Here is a 15,157-nt window from a genome sequence, read left to right as displayed (position 1 = left end):
ACCGCCGATCCGCGTACCAGCGGATCGCTGCAGCCGAACGCACCCCGCCCTGCAGAACGCACCCCGTCGAGAAGCCGACCGCGCCACACAGAATCCACACCATCCCCACGAGCACCGCCCCCGAGGCGAACCAGCGATCCGCGTGCGAGCGGATCGCTGTAGCCGAACGTCCCCCGCTCCACAGAACGCACCCCGTCGAGAAGCCGACCGCGCCCCGCCCGATCCACACCATCCCCGCGAGCACCGCCCCCGAGGCGAACCAGCGATCCGCGTACCAGCGGATCGCTGTAGCCGAACGTCCCCCGCTCCACAGAACGCACCCCGTCGAGAAGCCGACCGCGCCACGCCCGTCAGGGACGGGCGTGGAATCGACTACAGCACGTCGTCGCTCAGATCGATCGGGTTGCCGAAGCGGTGGTTCGTGATCGAGATCGCCTGCTCGCGGAGGAAGGGCAGCAGTTCGACGCGGCCGGCGGGGGTGACCGGGTCGGCGTAGACGGCGGTGTCGAGGGCGCCGCCGAGGGCTCCGGCGAGGGCGGTCGCGAGGGGGACGCGGGATCCGTCGGCGCGGGTGAGCGGGACCGGCTTGCCTGTGCTGCCGCGGGTCATGCCGGCGACGACGTCGGTGAAGGAGCCGGTCGAGTCGGACGATCGGCGGACGACGGCCTGCTGTCCGTGCGTCGGGCTGCCGGGGGCCTGCGGGCCCGCATAGCCGTCGACGCGGTCGGAGACGATGTCGCCGATGATGCGGATGCGCGGCGCCGTGATGCGGCCGGCCGCGGCGCGCTCGAGCCACTGGGCGTCGGTCTCGACGACGATGCGCGGGACGAGGCCCGCCATCTCGGCGAGCTCGTCGCCGCCGAGCATCTCCTGGACCCGCGGCGGGAGCGGGAGGGACGTGGAGATGTCCATCCGGGAGCGGGTCAGCAGGCCCGCGGCGATGACGCGGAGGAGCTCTCCGAGGTCGCCGCCGTCGGCCAGGCGCAGCGCGATCGGCACGCGGAGGTAGCGGAACAGGTTGCGCTCGACGCCGACCTTCGAGATGTCGGTGACGACTCCGAACTCGGTCGCCCAGGCGAGCTGGTCGGAGAGTGCGGAGCGGCGGAGCAGGTCGAACTGCTCGAACCGGAGCGAGGACTGGGCCGCCTCGATGAACTGGCGCGCGCGGTCGTCGAGGCCGCGCAGGTGCAGCGTCGAGGAGGAGCGCGCGGGCGAGGGCTTCCAGGAGCCGAGGCCGATGAGGTGGTTGGGTCCGCCCGCCTTCGCGCCGCCGCCGACGGACGAGCGCTTCCAGCCGCCGAAGGGCTGGCGCCGGACGATGGCTCCGGTGATGCCCCGGTTGACGTAGAGGTTGCCCGCCTCGACCGAGTCGATCCAGAGGGCGAGCTCGTCGGCGTGCAGGGAGTGGAGCCCGGCCGTGAGCCCGTACTCGGTGCCGTTCTGCATCCGGACGGCGTCCTCGAGGGTCGCCGCGTGCATGATCCCGAGCACCGGGCCGAAGAACTCGGTGAGGTGGACGTAGCTGTCCTCGGTGACGCCCTCGCGGATCCCGGGCGACCAGAGCGTGCCGCTCTCGTCGAGCCGCTGCGGCTCGACGAGCCACGACTCGCCTCCGCCCAGCGTGGTGAGCGCGTGCAGGAGCTTGCCGGTGGGCTCCTCGATGAGCGGCCCCATCACCGCCGACGGGTCGTCGGGCCGGCCGACGCGGAGCGACGTGACGGCGTCGACCAGCTGGGCGCGGAAGCGCTTGGAGCGGGCGACCGAGCCGACCAGGATCACCAGGGAGGCGGCGGAGCACTTCTGGCCGGCGTGCCCGAAGGCGCTGCGGACGATGTCGGCGACGGCGAGGTCGTAGTCGGCGTGGGGAGTGACGATGATCGCGTTCTTGCCGCTGGTCTCGGCCTGCAGTGCGAGGCCGGGCCGCCAGGAGCGGAAGAGGCGGGCGGTCTCGTAGGAGCCGGTGAGCAGCACGCGGTCCACGAGGGGGTCGGTGATCAGCGCCCGTCCCAGCTCCTCCTCGTCGAGGTCGACCAGGGCGAGGAGCTCCTGCGGGACGCCCGCGTCCCAGAGCGCCTCGACGAGCACAGCCGCCGAGCGGCGGGCCTGGGGCGCCGGCTTCACCACGACTCCGGAGCCGGCGGCGAGCGCCGCGAGGATCGATCCGGCCGGGATGGCGACCGGGAAGTTCCACGGCGGAGCGACGACGGTGACCCGCGCGGGGACGAAGGTGGCCCCGGTGACGGCGTCGAGCTCGCGGGCGCGGGTGGCGTAGTAGTGGGCGAAGTCGATGGCCTCGGAGACCTCGGGGTCGGCCTCGGCGATCGTCTTGCCGGTCTCGGAGGCCATCACCTCGATCAGGCGGTCGCGGTTCGCGGCGAGGACGAGGCCGGCGCGGTCGAGCACGGCCGCTCGGTCGTAGCCCAGGCGCTCGCCCCAGCGCTCCGCGCGGCGGGACACCGTGCGCAGCACCTCCTGGAGCTCCGCCTCGGTGCTCACGCGTGCGGCGTCGGCCGTGCCCGCTCCGATGGTCGACCCGGCGATGCGCTCGGTGATCAGGCGCGCCCAGCGTCGGTTGCCGGGGAGGGCGGGGTCGGTGTCGGGCTCGTTGTGGAAGCCCGCGGTCGCGGCGGCCGCACCGGAGCCGCGGCTGAGGCCGAGGACGGCCTGCGTCAGGCCCGCGGCGGCCGGGTCCTGCGCCCGCTCGCCGGCGCGGGCGTGCTCCTGCACGAGGCGGCGGCCGGAGCCGGAGGACCACTCCCGCAGGCGGTCCTGCGTGCGGTTCGGCGGCGGGACGGAGTCGTCGAGGGCCTCGAGCGAGGCGCGGAAGCGGCCGAGCTCCCGCTGCAGCACCTCCTCGTCGTCGAGGCGGAACGCGGCCGAGAGGAAGTTCTCGGGGCTGCTGTTCTCCTCGAGCCGACGGATGAGGTACGAGATGGCCACGTCGAACTCGTGCGGGTGCACGACGGGCGTGTAGAGGAGGAGGCGTCCCACGTCCTCGCGGACGGCGCGCGCCTGCCCGGTCGCCATCCCGAGCAGCATCTCGATCTCGACCGCGCCGGTCACCCCGCGCTCGGTCGCCGTGAGCCACGCCCAGGCGAGGTCGAAGAGGTTGTGCCCGGCGACGCCCACGCGCACCGCGTCGACGCGCTCCGGCCGCAGGGCCCGGTCGAGCAGGCGCTTGTAGTTCGTGTCGGCCTCCACCTTGCTGCCGACGGTCGCGAGCGGCCAGTCGTGCAGGGCCGCATCGACCCGCTCCATCGCGAGGTTCGCGCCCTTCACGACGCGCACCTTGATCGGGGCTCCGCCGCGGGCCCGGCGCTCCTGCGCCCACTCGGTCAGCTCGTCGAGCACGCGGACGGAGTCGGGCAGGTAGGCCTGCAGGACGATGCCCGCCTCGAGGTCGAGCATGCCCGGCTGCTCGAGGAGGCGCCGGAACACGGCGACCGTCAGGTCGAGGTCGCGGTACTCCTCCATGTCGAGGTTGATGAAGGTGGGGTCGGCTCCGGACGCGGCGGCCTGGTAGAGCGGGGTGAGACGCTCCACGACGCGGTCGACCTCCTCCTCGAAGGCCCACATCGACAGCTGGCTGACGACGCTCGAGACCTTGACGCTGACGTAGTCGACGTCCGGCCGCTCGAGCAGGCGGAGGGTCCCCTCGAGGCGGCGGCGGGCCTCGCGCTCGCCGAGCACGGCCTCGCCGAGGAGGTTGAGGTTGAGCCGGTCGCCGCCCTCGCGCAGCGCGGCGACGGCCGCACCGAGACGCGCCTCCGAGGCGTCGACCACGAGGTGCCCGACGAGGCGGCGGAGGACCCGGCGGGCCGCGGGCACGACCACCCAGGGCAGCACGGGGCCGACGGCGCCGCCGGTGCTGATCGCGGCGCGCAGGTAGGAGGGGAGGAAGGCGGGCGTCTTCGCGGTGAGCGCCGCGAGGTTCTCGGCCGCGACCGAGAGGTCCTCGGGCCGGGCGACGCCGTCGACGAACCCGACGGTGAAGTCGAGTCCGTTCGGGTCCTGGAGCACGCCCGCGAGCCGCTGGGCGGCGGGCTCGACCGGGAACTCGCCGCTGCGCGCGATCCAGCGGCGGACCAGGGACTCGACGCGCTCGATCATCGGGCGGTCGTCGACCTCGGGCTCGGCGGCGGCGGGCGCGGCGAGCTCCGACTCCGACGCGGCGTCGGGCCCGCGCAGGACCTCGTCCTCAGCGTCGCGCACGACCTCGTCCTCGTCCTGAACACCGGACTCGCGCAGGTCCTCGTCCTCAGCGTCGGACTCCTGCTCGTCCTGAGGCTCGGCCACGTCCCCGCTCACGGAGTCGCGGGCCTCACCTACCTCGACCTCGTCGTCCGACTCCGTGCCGCCCTCGGGCGTCCGACCACCGATCGTCGCGTCGACCCCGCTCCGCACGGCCGCGTCGTCGGGCTCACGCTCCGGGTCGCTGCCGGGCACACCTGGGGTCGTCGACTGCTGCATCCTCCGAGGCTAAGCCCGACCCGCCGCGCGAACGCGGCGTGACGCGGTGGTCGCGCCGACTCGCCTGCGAGCCGCCCCTGTGGAGGAGCGGATCAGTGCCGGCGGTGGTCCTGGATGGTCATCCGCGGGCCGTGCCGCGGCTTCCTCGCTCCGCTGCAGCCGATCAGCCGGATGACCCGCTGCCGGTGCCCGCGCCACGGCTCGAGGAGCTCGAGCATGCCGTCGTCGTCGACCCCGAGCCGGCCCGTGAGCGCGAAGCCGACGGCCGCGGCCAGGTGGTAGTCGCCCACGCTCACCGCGTCCGGATCGCCGTGGGCGCGCATCATCACCTCGGACGCCGTCCACGGCCCGATCCCCGGCACCGACTGCAGCCGGCGGGCGACCTCGTCGCCGCCCCGCCCGAGCGCGAGGGTCCGCTCGAGGCCGGAGGCGACGAGCGCGGCGGTGAGGACGGTCCGCGAGCGCCGCGGATCCACTCCCGCGCGGTGCCAGTCCCACGAGGGCACCCGTCGCCACTGCTGCGCGCTCGGAGCCACGTGCAGAGCGACCGGCCCCGGGGCGGGCTCCCCGTGGAGGCGCACCAGCACCCGGTAGGCGCGCCACGCCTCCGTGCTCGTGACCTTCTGCTCGAGGACCGACGGCGCGAGCATCTCGAACACCAGGTTCGCGCGCGTGAGGCGCAGGCCCGCCGAGCGGCGGAGCACCTCGGCGAGCGGCGCGTGGGCCGACAGGTCGAGCCCGCTCCAGTCGTCGCCGTGGCCGAGGAGCTCGGGGACCGCGTCGATCAGCCACTCCGCTCCCCCGCCCCAGGCGCGCGCGTGGACCGCGCCGTCCACCGCCTGCCGCAGATGCAGGGTGCCCGGGCCGAGCGGCGTGCGGAACGCCCGCCAGAAGCCGGACGCGTCGAGGAGCATGGTCGGGTCGCCCGAGCCCCGCAGCAGCGTGCGGAGGGTGAGCTCGAGGCTCACGGGCTCCGACGGCGCGTAGACCGTCGCCCAGGAGGGCTCGGGAGCGGGGGCGGGGATCGACACGCAGTGATGCTAACCGGCGGCTCCGACACCGGATCGGACGCTCCTCCGCAGAACCCCCATCCACGACGTGTTCGGAGCGACACGCCCGGCGGATTGGTTCAGACGGCGTGAACACATGCGCGGATCCGATCGCCCGTTTCCACTGGTCAGCAGGTCGGTCCCGGGCGTAGCTTCGCGCTGTCGCGGCGGCGCTCCAGCTGCCCGGCACCCGCCTAACACTGGAGATGCGCACATGTTCGACACGACCTTCATCCGCAACGCGATCGTCAAGAGCTCTGAGACCGCTCTCGACCGTCGCCGCTTCTTCGAGGCCACCGGCGTCGCCGGCCTCGGCATCGGAGCCGCGGCCCTCGCCGCGCCCACCGCCTCCGCCGAGGAGGTCGCTGCCAGCGGCCCCAGCGACGCCTCGATCCTCAACTTCGCCCTCAACCTCGAGTACCTCGAGGCCGAGTTCTACCTCCGCGCCGTCTACGGCACCGGCCTCGGCGGCTCGGACGTGACCGGCAAGGGCACGCCCGGCGGCGTCATCGGCGGCCGCCCCGTCGACTTCAAGACCCCGTGGCTGAAGAGCTTCGCCACCGAGGTCGCGAACGACGAGAAGGCCCACGTGCAGTTCCTGCGGGCCGCGCTGGGCACCGCGAAGGTGGCTCGCCCGGCGATCAACCTGAAGGACAGCTTCAACTCCGCCGCCGTTGCGGCGGGGCTGATCAAGGCCGGTCAGTCGTTCGACCCGTTCGCGAGCGAGTCGAACTTCCTGCTCGGCGCCTTCGTCTTCGAGGACGTGGGAGTGACCGCCTACAAGGGCGCCGCCCCGCTCATCCAGTCGAAGACCTACCTCGACGCGGCCGCCGGCATCCTCGCGGTGGAGGCGTACCACGCGGGCGCGATCCGCTCGGCGATCTACGCCGCCGACCTGTCCGACTCGGCGAACAAGCTCTCCGACGCGCGCGACAGCCTCGACGGCAAGACCGACCTCGACCAGGGCGTCAAGGTCAACGGCCAGGCGAACATCGTCCCGACCGACGGCAGCTCCATCGCGTTCAGCCGCACCCCGGGCCAGGTCCTCAACATCGTGTACCTGAACCCCGCGGCCGGCACGCGCACCGGCGGATTCTTCCCCCGCGGCGTCAACGGCGAGCTCGTCACGACCTAGTCCCACCAGCACAGAGCACGACGACGGGCCCTTCCTCGAGGCGGCGAGGAAGGGCCCGTCGTCGTCCGCGTGCACATCCGTTCACCGGGTCCTCTAACCTGAGCGGGTGAAGATCGGGATCCTGACCTCCGGTGGCGACTGCCCCGGCCTCAACGCCGTCATCCGCGGTGCCGTCTACAAGGGCATCAAGGTCTACGACCAGGAGTTCGTGGGCTTCCGGAACGGCTGGCGCGGAGTGGTCGACGGCGACCTCCTGCCCCTGGGCCGCCCCGAGATCCAGGGCATCGCCAAGCAGGGCGGCACGATCATCGGCACCAGCCGGACGAACCCCTTCGAGGGCGAGAACGGCGGCCCCGAGAAGATCGCCGAGATGATGGACCGCAACGGCATCGACTCGATCATCGCGATCGGCGGCGAGGGCACCCTGGCCGCGGCCAAGCGCCTCACGGACGCGGGCCTCAAGATCGTCGGCGTCCCGAAGACCATCGACAACGACCTCGGCGCCACCGACTACACCTTCGGCTTCGACACCGCCGTCGGCATCGCGACCGACGCGATGGACCGCCTCCGCACCACCGGCGACTCGCACGGCCGCTGCATGGTCGCCGAGGTCATGGGCCGCCACGTCGGCTGGATCGCCCTGCACTCCGGCATGGCCGCGGGCGCCCACGTCATCCTCATCCCGGAGAAGCGCACCTCCCTCGACCGGATCGTCGAGTGGGTGCAGAGCGCGCAGGACCGCGGGCGCGCACCGCTCGTCGTGGTCGCCGAGGGCTTCTCGCTCGACACGATGGACGACGCCCACTCCGAGCGCGGCCTCGACGCCTTCGGCCGGCCCCGCCTCGGCGGCATCGGCGAGCTGCTGGCTCCGCTCATCGAGGAGCGCACCGGCATCGAGACCCGCGCCACCACGCTCGGCCACATCCAGCGCGGAGGCACGCCCACCGCGTTCGACCGCGTCCTCGCGACCCGCCTGGGCATGGCCGCCATCGACTCCGTCGTCGCCGAGCACTGGGGCCGCATGGTCGCCCTGCGCGGCACCGACATCTACCACGTGGACTTCGCCGAGGCGCTCGGCACCCTCAAGACGGTGCCGGACGCCCGCTACGAGGAGGCGCGCACCCTCTTCGGGTAGCGCGCGCTCCCCGCGGAGCGGTCAGTCCTTCGCGCCGTCCGGCGTCGCCGTGGCGACGATCTGCGCCCGCGCGAGGGCGTGGAAGTGCGCGTTGAAGCCGAGGATCGCCGGCGTCGACTCCGGGTCGAGGTCGAGCGACTCGACATCGAGGGCGTGCACCACGAAGAAGTAGCGGTGCTCGCGGTCCGGCGGCGCCGCTCCGACGAACTGGCGCAGCCGCATCTCGTTGGGCAGCGTCTGCGCGCCCGCCGGGAGCAGCTCGAAGCCGGCGGCTCCGGCTCCCGTCGGGAGCTCCGTGGTGTCGGCCGGGAGGTTGTAGACGGCCCAGTGCCAGAAGCCGGAGCCGGTGGGCGCGTCGGGGTCGAACACCGTCACGGCGAAGCTCTTCGTATCGGCGGGGGCTCCCGACCAGCGCAGGTGCGGCGAGACGTCCTCGCCGCCGGAGCCCTCGCCGTAGTGGCGGGCGGACAGGGGCGCACCGTCGGCGATGTCGTCGCTCTCGAGCGCGAAGGTCGGCACCTCGCCGAGGCGGGCGTAGGGGTCGTAGGTCCAGTCGGACATCCGGTTTCTCCGTTCGGGAAGGGCGGGCGGGGGCCCGCGCCCTCAGCCTAGGAACCCGGCGGTGCGCGCCGAAGGGCTTGCGGAGGGGGTCAGGACCCGAGATAGCGCCCGGGCCGGTGGTTGAACGCCAGGACCAGGTTGAGCACCACCACTCCCGCCGCCGAGATCAGCACGTTCAGCGGAGGCACCACCAGCAGCGCGGCCGCGACCACGCACGCGTCGAGCGCCATCATCACGTAGCCCGCCCGCCAGCCGAGCCGCTCCTGCGCGATCAGGGCGACGATGCTGAATCCGCCCAGGCTCGACCCGTGCCGGAAGAGGATCAGGAGGCCGATCCCCGCGAGCACGTCGCCCGTGAGGACGCCGTAGACGGGCTCGATCCGCAGCTCGCCGAACGCCAGCGGGTGCAGCCCCGCCAGGACCGAGACCAGCACGATCGAGAACATGGTCCGCAGCGTGAAGCGCCAGCCCTTCTTCCACAGCGAGAGGGCGAGGAACGGCACGTTGACCGTGACGAGGATCACGCCGAACGGGATGTCGAGCGGGTACCCCAGCAGCAGTGCGAGACCCGCGGTGCCGCCCGTGACCGCCTGGCTCGCGCGCAGCAGGTAGAGGCCGAGCGACACGACGAACGCACCGGTGACGAGACCGAAGACGTCCTCGAGGCGGGAGTGCGGCACGGGGGCGGAGGCGTCGGGCACCCGACGATGCTGCCACACGCCGCGCCCCGGTCCGGACGTCCTCGTAGGATGTGCCGGTGCTGCCGAAGATCCTGCTGTTCTACCGCTTCGTGCCGCTGGCCGACCCCGAGTCCGTGCGGCTGTGGCAGCGCGAGCTGTGCGAGTCGCTGGGCCTGCGCGGGCGCCTGCTGATCTCGGAGCACGGGGTGAACGGCACGCTGGGCGGCGGCATGGACGCCCTGAAGCGCTACGTCCGCCGCACCCGTGAGCACTCGGCCTTCCACGGGCTCGAGGTGAAGTGGAGCGACGGCTCCGGCCTCGACGACGACGGCCGCAGCCTCGACTTCCCCGGTCTCTCGGTGAAGGTGCGCGACGAGATCGTCTCGTTCGGCGCGCCCGACGAGCTGCGGGTCGACGCCGACGGGGTCGTCGGGACGGCGCCGCGGCTCGACCCGGACCAGCTGGACGCCCTGGTCGCCGAGCGCGACGACGTGGTGCTCTTCGACGGCCGCAACGCCTTCGAAGCCGAGATCGGCAGGTTCGAGGGGGCGATCGTGCCGGGGGTCTCCAGCACCCGCGAGTTCGTCGAGCAGCTCGACGCCGGCGTCTACGACCACCTCAAGGGCCGGCCCGTCGTCACGTACTGCACCGGCGGCATCCGCTGCGAGGTGCTGTCGAGCCTGATGACGGCGCGCGGCTTCGGCGAGGTGTACCAGCTCGACGGAGGCGTCGTCCGCTACGCCGAGGCGCGGCGCGACCGCGGGCTGTGGAAGGGGGCCCTGTACGTCTTCGACGGCCGCGGCTCCGTCTCCTTCTCCCCCGACGCCGAGGTGCTCGGCCACTGCACCTCGTGCGCCGCGCCGACCAGCCGGATGCGCAACTGCACCGACCTCTCCTGCCGCGCCCAGCTCGTCGTGTGCGCGGACTGCGATGCGGCGGCCTGCGCCGCGCACGCGGGCCCTACGCTCGTGCCATGAGCATCGAAGCGCGCGGACGCACCCTCGTCGACCTCCACACCGCCCCCGAGCTGCTGCAGGTGGTGAACGTCTGGGACGTGATCAGCGCGACCACGATCGCCGCGCTCCCGGAGACCCGGGCGCTCGCGACCGCCAGCCACTCCATCGCGGCGGCGTTCGGCTACGAGGACGGCGAGCGGATCCCGCTGGAGCTGCACCTCGGCATGATCGAGCGCATCGTCGCCGCCGTCGAGGTCCCGGTCTCGGCCGACCTCGAGGCGGGCTACGGCGACGCGGGCGAGACGGTCCGGCGCGCGATCGGGATCGGCGTCGTGGGCGCGAACCTCGAGGACCAGGCGAAGCCGCTCCCGGAGGCGCTGCGGGCGGTCGAGAAGGCCGTCGCCGCGGCCGAGGAGGAGGCGGTGCCCTTCGCGCTCAACGCCCGCACGGACGTGCTCCTCCGTGCCGGCGACCGCGACCGCGATGAGGTCCTGGCCGACGCCGTCGAGCGCGGCCGCGCCTACCTCGACGCCGGCGCCACCTGCTTCTTCGTCCCCGGGCTGCTCCAGGACGCCGAGCTGGAGTCCCTCGTCGCCGCCCTCGGGCGGCAGCGGGTCAGCGTCATCGGCGTCCCCGGATCGCAGTCCCCCGCCCGCTTCGAGGAGCTCGGGCTGGCCCGCGTCTCCTACGGTCCGTGGACGCAGCGCGTCGCCCTGACGGCGCTCCAGGACGCGGCCTCCGCCCTCTACTCCGGCGGATCGCTCCCCGAGGGCACCCGGCCCCTGAACTGACCGCCCGGCCGCGGGCCCGCGGGCGTAGCGTGGGCCCATGTACCGAGCCATCGTCGTCGAGCGGCACTCCGACTCCGACACCGACACCCCCAACCGAGCCCGCCTCCTCGAGCGCGACGATCCCGACCGCTCGCACGGCGACGTGTCGATCGCCGTCGAGTACTCGAGCGTCAACTACAAGGACGCCCTGGCGCTGGCGGGGCGGCCCGGGATCGTGCGCCGCACCCCGCTCGTCGCCGGCATCGACCTGGTCGGCACCGTGGAGTACGCGGACGGCGAGGCGGGCGAGCGCTTCGACTCCGGCGACCGGGTGGTGCTCAACGGCGCCGGCCTCGGCGAGCGCCACGACGGCGGGCTCGCCGAGCGGGCGCGTGTCGACTCCGCGTCGCTGCTCCGGCTTCCCGGCGCCATCTCGGCGGCACGGGCCGGAGCGATCGGCACCGCGGGCTTCACGGCGATGCTGGCCGTGCTGGCGCTCGAGCGGCACGGCGTGCGGCCGGGCAGCGGTCCCGTCCTGGTGACGGGGGCCTCGGGAGGCGTGGGGTCGCTCGCCGTCGCGCTCCTAGCGCGCCTGGGCCACGAGGTCGTCGCCTCGACCGGCCGGCTCGGCGAGCACGGCGCTCTGCTCCAGCGCTTGGGCGCCTCCGACGTCATCGACCGCGCCGAGGTGCAGGAGGGCGGGAAGCCGCTGCAGTCCGAGCGCTGGGCGGGAGCGGTGGACTCCGCCGGCTCGCACACGCTCGCGAACGCCCTCGCGCAGACGCGGTGGGGCGGGACCGTGGCGGCATGCGGTCTCGCGCAGGGGCCGGACCTGCCGGTGAGCGTGATGCCGTTCATCCTGCGCGGAGTGACGCTGGCCGGCATCAACTCGGTGGAGGCGCCGCGCAAGCTCCGCGAGGAGGCCTGGCGCCGCCTGGCTCACGACCTCGACCTGGAGCTGCTCGACGAGCTGACGACGACGGTGCCGCTCGGCGGGGCGGTCGACGCGGCCGAGGACGTGCTCGCCGGCCGCTCGCATGGTCGGACGCTGGTGGATGTCCGCGCCTGAGTGCACGGCGTCGCCGGAGGGCGTCCGCCCGCCTCGAGCGTGGAGGAGGGGGCGCCCCGGCCGGCGCTGCGGGGCGGCTGCTCGTGCGGCGGTGCGCTACTCCGCAGCCTCGGTGGCGCCGCTCGGCTCGGCCGACGCGTGACCGACGGAGGAGTCGGGGCGCGCGGCGCGGGGCTTCGCCGGCGTGCGGGGCTTCGGCGCGGGCTTCGCGGCCGGAGCCGGCTTCGCGGGGGCGGGCTCGGCGGACTCGGATCCGGCGGGCTTCGGCTCGGCGGGCTTCGATCCCGCGGACTTCGGCTCGGCGGGCTTCGGCTCCGCGGGCTTCGGCTCGGCGGGCCTCGGCTCCGCGGGCTTCACCGGGGCTGCGGACTCGATCGGCTCGGAGCCGATGACGTCCACGGGCGCGGATCCCCCGGACCCGGCCGGCGTGCTCGCGGCGGTCCGAGCACTCGTCTTCGGAGCGGCCTTCGGAGTGGCCTTCGGGCTCTTCGGAGCGGCCCCCGCTGCTGACTCCGTCGGAGCCGCGACGTCCTCCGCGGCGCCGTCCGCCTCCGGAGCCGCGGTCGCCGCTGCCGCCGCGCTCCCGCCGCTCGCAGCCTCCCGGCCCTCGACCACCGTCGCCGGACCCGCCGCCTCCGCGGCCACGGCCGCGGCCTCCGCCGCCTTCGCCTTCTTCTTCGCGCGCTTCTCCGCGGCGGCCGCCTGGGCCCGCTCCGCCTGCTCGGCGACCTCGGGGACGATCACGAGGTCGTCGGTCTCGATCACGGGGATCGCCGCGGTCGTCGTCCCCAGCTGGAGGGCCGCGATCAGCTCGGGAGCGTGCTTGGTGCTCACGATCAGGCGGGAGTAGTCCTCGTCGACCAGGTCGATCACGACGGCCGAGGCGGTGCGCTTGATCAGCAGGAAGTCCTTGCCGCCGTGGAACTTCCACGTGCCGGCCGCGAGCGTGAGCGGCACCGCGGTGCCCGGCGCGCGGATGCCCCGCACCCAGATCCAGGGGTCCTCGGTGACCGTCGCCGAGCGGATGCTCGACCGGTCGACGACGACGTCGCTGCGATGGAACGCGAGCAGTCGCTCGGCCGCGGTGAGGCGGAGTTCGAGGCGGTCGGGGAGCACGGTCACGACGGGCATGCCTCTAGTCTGCCCCGCCGCCCGCCGCCGGGTCAGCGCCGGATCGCACAACGATGCCCCGCCGCCCGCGTGGGTGGCAGCATGGTCGGATGCCGATGGATCCGGACGAGGCGCGCCTCCTCGACGCGCTGCTGGCCGAGCGGCAGGCCGAGACGCGCGACGAGGCGGCCCGGCTCGAGGCCTCGCTGGCCGAGCTCCTGCGCGACCGTGCCGACGGCACCGCCGATGACGAGCACGACCCGGAGGGCACGCCGCTCTCGGCCGAGTGGTCGCGGATGGCCGGAGTCCGCGACGCTCTCGCCCGCACGGCGCGCGAGCTCGACGCCGCTCGCGCCCGCCTCGGCACCGGCGGCTACGGGGACTGCGCCTCGTGCGGCCGCCCGATCGGGGCCGCCCGCCTCGCCGCCCGGCCCACGGCCGAGCTCTGCATCGACTGCGCCCGTCTGGCGGAGTCGCGCATCCGCTGACGCCCCGCGAGGCGAGCCTGCGGCGCGCCCTCCGCCTGAAGGCCCCTACAGATCCCGGCGTGCGGAAACCCGGTTTCTCCTGCGAGCATTGACATCCGGTCGCGTCCCTCGAACAGGTCTGACGGACCACCCCCTCCCCCCCCCCTGCTCGAAAGGCACTCCTGCGATGACCGAGACGTCGACCGCCCGATCGACCGGCGCCCCTCCCGCCCCCGACAAGCGCGCCTGGCGCTCGCTGATCGTCCTGCTCGCGGGCATGTTCATCGCCCTGCTCGACACGACGATCGTGAACGTGGCGCTGCCCACCATCCGCACCACGCTCGACGCCTCCGAGTCGACGCTCTCCTGGATCATCTCCGGCTACGCCCTCGCGTTCGGCCTCGCCCTCATCCCCGCCGGCCGCCTCGGCGACCGCTTCGGGCACAAGTGGGTCTTCGTCAGCGGCATCGCCCTCTTCACCGTCGCCAGCTTCGCGTGCGGACTGGCCGCGGACGACACCCAGCTCGTCATCGCCCGCATCGTGCAGGGCCTGGCGGGCGGCGTCTTCGTCCCGGCGGTCAACGCCTACATCCAGCTCCTCTTCCGCGGCCCCTCGCGCGGCAAGGCCTTCGCGGTGATGGGCGCGGTCCTCGGCGTCTCGTCGGCGCTCGGCCCGATCATCGGCGGCCTGATCATCCAGGCCTTCGGCGACGAGAACGGCTGGCGCCTGGTCTTCTGGGTGAACCTGCCCATCGGCGTCGCGACCCTGATCGCCGCCGCGGTCCTCCTCCCCGCCCGCCGCGACCTCGAGGCCGGCGACCGCGCCCCGAGCGGAGGCGTCGACTGGCTCGGCCTCGTCCTCGTCTCCGGCGGCCTGGTCGCCCTGCTCGTCCCGCTCATCCAGGGCGAGGACGAGGGCTGGCCGCTGTGGACCTTCCTCTCGATCGCCGGCGGAGTCCTGCTCCTCGCCGCGTTCGGCGCCTGGGAGGTCCTCCACGTCCGCCGCGGCCGCGCTCCCCTGGTGCCGCCGTCGCTGTTCCGCCACCCGGCCTTCACCGGAGGCGTGATCCTCGCGCTGGTCTACTTCGCGGCCTTCACCAGCATCTTCTTCACCATCTCGCTGCTCTGGCAGTCGGGCCTCGGCCACACCGCGCTCGAGTCGGGCCTGGTGTCGATCCCCTTCGCGATCGGCAGCATCATCAGCTCCTCGCAGAGCAACCGGATGACCGCGCGCCTGGGGCGCAACGTCCTGGTGATGGGCAGCGGACTCCTCGCCATCGGGCTCGGCTGGGTCTGGCTGGTGCTGCTGACCGCGACCCCGGACTCGATCAGCAACTGGCAGCTCCTGCCGCCGCTGCTGATCGCGGGCCTCGGCAACGGCTTCTTCATCGCCCCGAACGTGCAGTTCATCGTCTCGACCGTCGACCCGCAGGACGCGGGCGCGGCGAGCGGCGTGATCTCGGCGATCCAGCGCATCGGCTCGGCCGTGGGCATCGCGGTCATCGGCAGCGTGCTGTTCGGGAGCCTCGTCATCACGGGTCCGGACACGGTCGCCTCGGGCTTCCTCGACGCCGCGGCTCCCGCGATGCTCCTCAGCACCCTGATGGCGGTCGCCGCCTTCGCGCTGGTGTTCGTGCTGCCGAAGTCGGTCTCGCGCCGGGGCTGAGGGCCCCTGCCCGGTCGCCGCACGCCGGCGGCCGGGCGCGCGGGACGTCCGCCGCTTCAGCGCGGCGGGCGCCTTCCGACTGATCCGCG

The 15,157-nt window shown here is 73.7% G+C and carries 12 protein-coding genes; 7 read left to right on the top strand and 5 right to left on the bottom strand.

Annotated elements, in window-relative coordinates; translation table 11 throughout:
• Positions 1-372: 372 nt before the first annotated feature.
• Positions 373-4,110, bottom strand: a complete 3,738-nt coding sequence (locus tag C5C55_RS04870) for a proline dehydrogenase family protein (RefSeq protein WP_219812987.1) — start codon at positions 4,108-4,110, stop codon at positions 373-375.
• Between the two features lie 452 nt (positions 4,111-4,562).
• Positions 4,563-5,501 carry a DNA-3-methyladenine glycosylase gene (locus C5C55_RS04865; RefSeq protein ID WP_258072500.1) on the bottom strand — a complete coding sequence of 313 codons (939 nt, stop codon included), beginning with the start codon at positions 5,499-5,501 and terminating at the stop codon, positions 4,563-4,565.
• Positions 5,502-5,733: 232 nt separating this feature from the next.
• Between C5C55_RS04865 and C5C55_RS04860 the strand changes: the two genes are divergently transcribed.
• Both C5C55_RS04860 and C5C55_RS04855 read left to right on the top strand, forming a co-directional pair.
• Positions 5,734-6,654, top strand: coding sequence for a ferritin-like domain-containing protein (locus C5C55_RS04860; protein WP_104222865.1), 921 nt, complete (start codon positions 5,734-5,736; stop codon positions 6,652-6,654).
• 106 nt (positions 6,655-6,760) lie between these two features.
• Entirely contained in the window at positions 6,761-7,789 is a 1,029-nt protein-coding gene (locus tag C5C55_RS04855; RefSeq protein WP_104233097.1) for a 6-phosphofructokinase, read from the top strand.
• Positions 7,790-7,810: 21 nt separating this feature from the next.
• Here C5C55_RS04855 and C5C55_RS04850 read toward each other — a convergent pair whose 3' ends face one another.
• Positions 7,811-8,350 (bottom strand): YbhB/YbcL family Raf kinase inhibitor-like protein, encoded by a 540-nt coding sequence (locus tag C5C55_RS04850; protein WP_104233096.1) that lies wholly within the window; start codon positions 8,348-8,350, stop codon positions 7,811-7,813.
• A gap of 89 nt (positions 8,351-8,439) precedes the next feature.
• On the bottom strand, positions 8,440-9,051 hold the full coding sequence (locus C5C55_RS04845; RefSeq protein ID WP_244230588.1) for a YitT family protein: 612 nt from the start codon (positions 9,049-9,051) through the stop codon (positions 8,440-8,442).
• 56 nt (positions 9,052-9,107) lie between these two features.
• Here C5C55_RS04845 and C5C55_RS04840 point away from each other — a divergent pair, with 56 nt between their 5' ends.
• Genes C5C55_RS04840 through C5C55_RS04830 form a run of 3 tightly spaced genes read left to right on the top strand, consistent with a single transcriptional unit; the run spans position 9,108 to position 11,825 of the window.
• Entirely contained in the window at positions 9,108-10,007 is a 900-nt protein-coding gene (locus tag C5C55_RS04840) for a rhodanese-related sulfurtransferase (protein WP_104233095.1), read from the top strand.
• On the top strand, positions 10,004-10,777 hold the full coding sequence (locus tag C5C55_RS04835) for an isocitrate lyase/phosphoenolpyruvate mutase family protein (protein WP_104233094.1): 774 nt from the start codon (positions 10,004-10,006) through the stop codon (positions 10,775-10,777). Before C5C55_RS04840 ends, C5C55_RS04835 begins: the two co-directional genes overlap by 4 nt.
• 37 nt (positions 10,778-10,814) lie before the next feature.
• Entirely contained in the window at positions 10,815-11,825 is a 1,011-nt protein-coding gene (locus C5C55_RS04830) for an MDR family oxidoreductase (protein WP_104233093.1), read from the top strand.
• A gap of 96 nt (positions 11,826-11,921) precedes the next feature.
• Here the strand turns inward: C5C55_RS04830 and C5C55_RS16935 are convergent, their stop codons facing one another.
• Positions 11,922-12,956, bottom strand: a complete 1,035-nt coding sequence (locus C5C55_RS16935; RefSeq protein WP_308471102.1) for a hypothetical protein — start codon at positions 12,954-12,956, stop codon at positions 11,922-11,924.
• A gap of 89 nt (positions 12,957-13,045) precedes the next feature.
• Here C5C55_RS16935 and C5C55_RS04820 point away from each other — a divergent pair, with 89 nt between their 5' ends.
• Both C5C55_RS04820 and C5C55_RS04815 read left to right on the top strand, forming a co-directional pair.
• Positions 13,046-13,423: a TraR/DksA family transcriptional regulator gene (locus C5C55_RS04820; RefSeq protein ID WP_258060010.1), complete on the top strand. Its 378-nt coding sequence runs from the start codon at positions 13,046-13,048 to the stop codon at positions 13,421-13,423.
• A 166-nt stretch (positions 13,424-13,589) separates the two neighbouring features.
• Positions 13,590-15,068, top strand: coding sequence for an MFS transporter (locus tag C5C55_RS04815; protein WP_104233092.1), 1,479 nt, complete (start codon positions 13,590-13,592; stop codon positions 15,066-15,068).
• Positions 15,069-15,157: the final 89 nt, after the last annotated feature.

The sequence above is a fragment of the Rathayibacter sp. AY1C2 genome (assembly GCF_002931195.1).
In the GTDB taxonomy this organism is placed as follows: Bacteria; Actinomycetota; Actinomycetes; order Actinomycetales; family Microbacteriaceae; genus Rathayibacter.
Note: the sequence above shows the minus strand (reverse complement) of the source record. Positions and strands in the feature narration are given on the sequence as shown.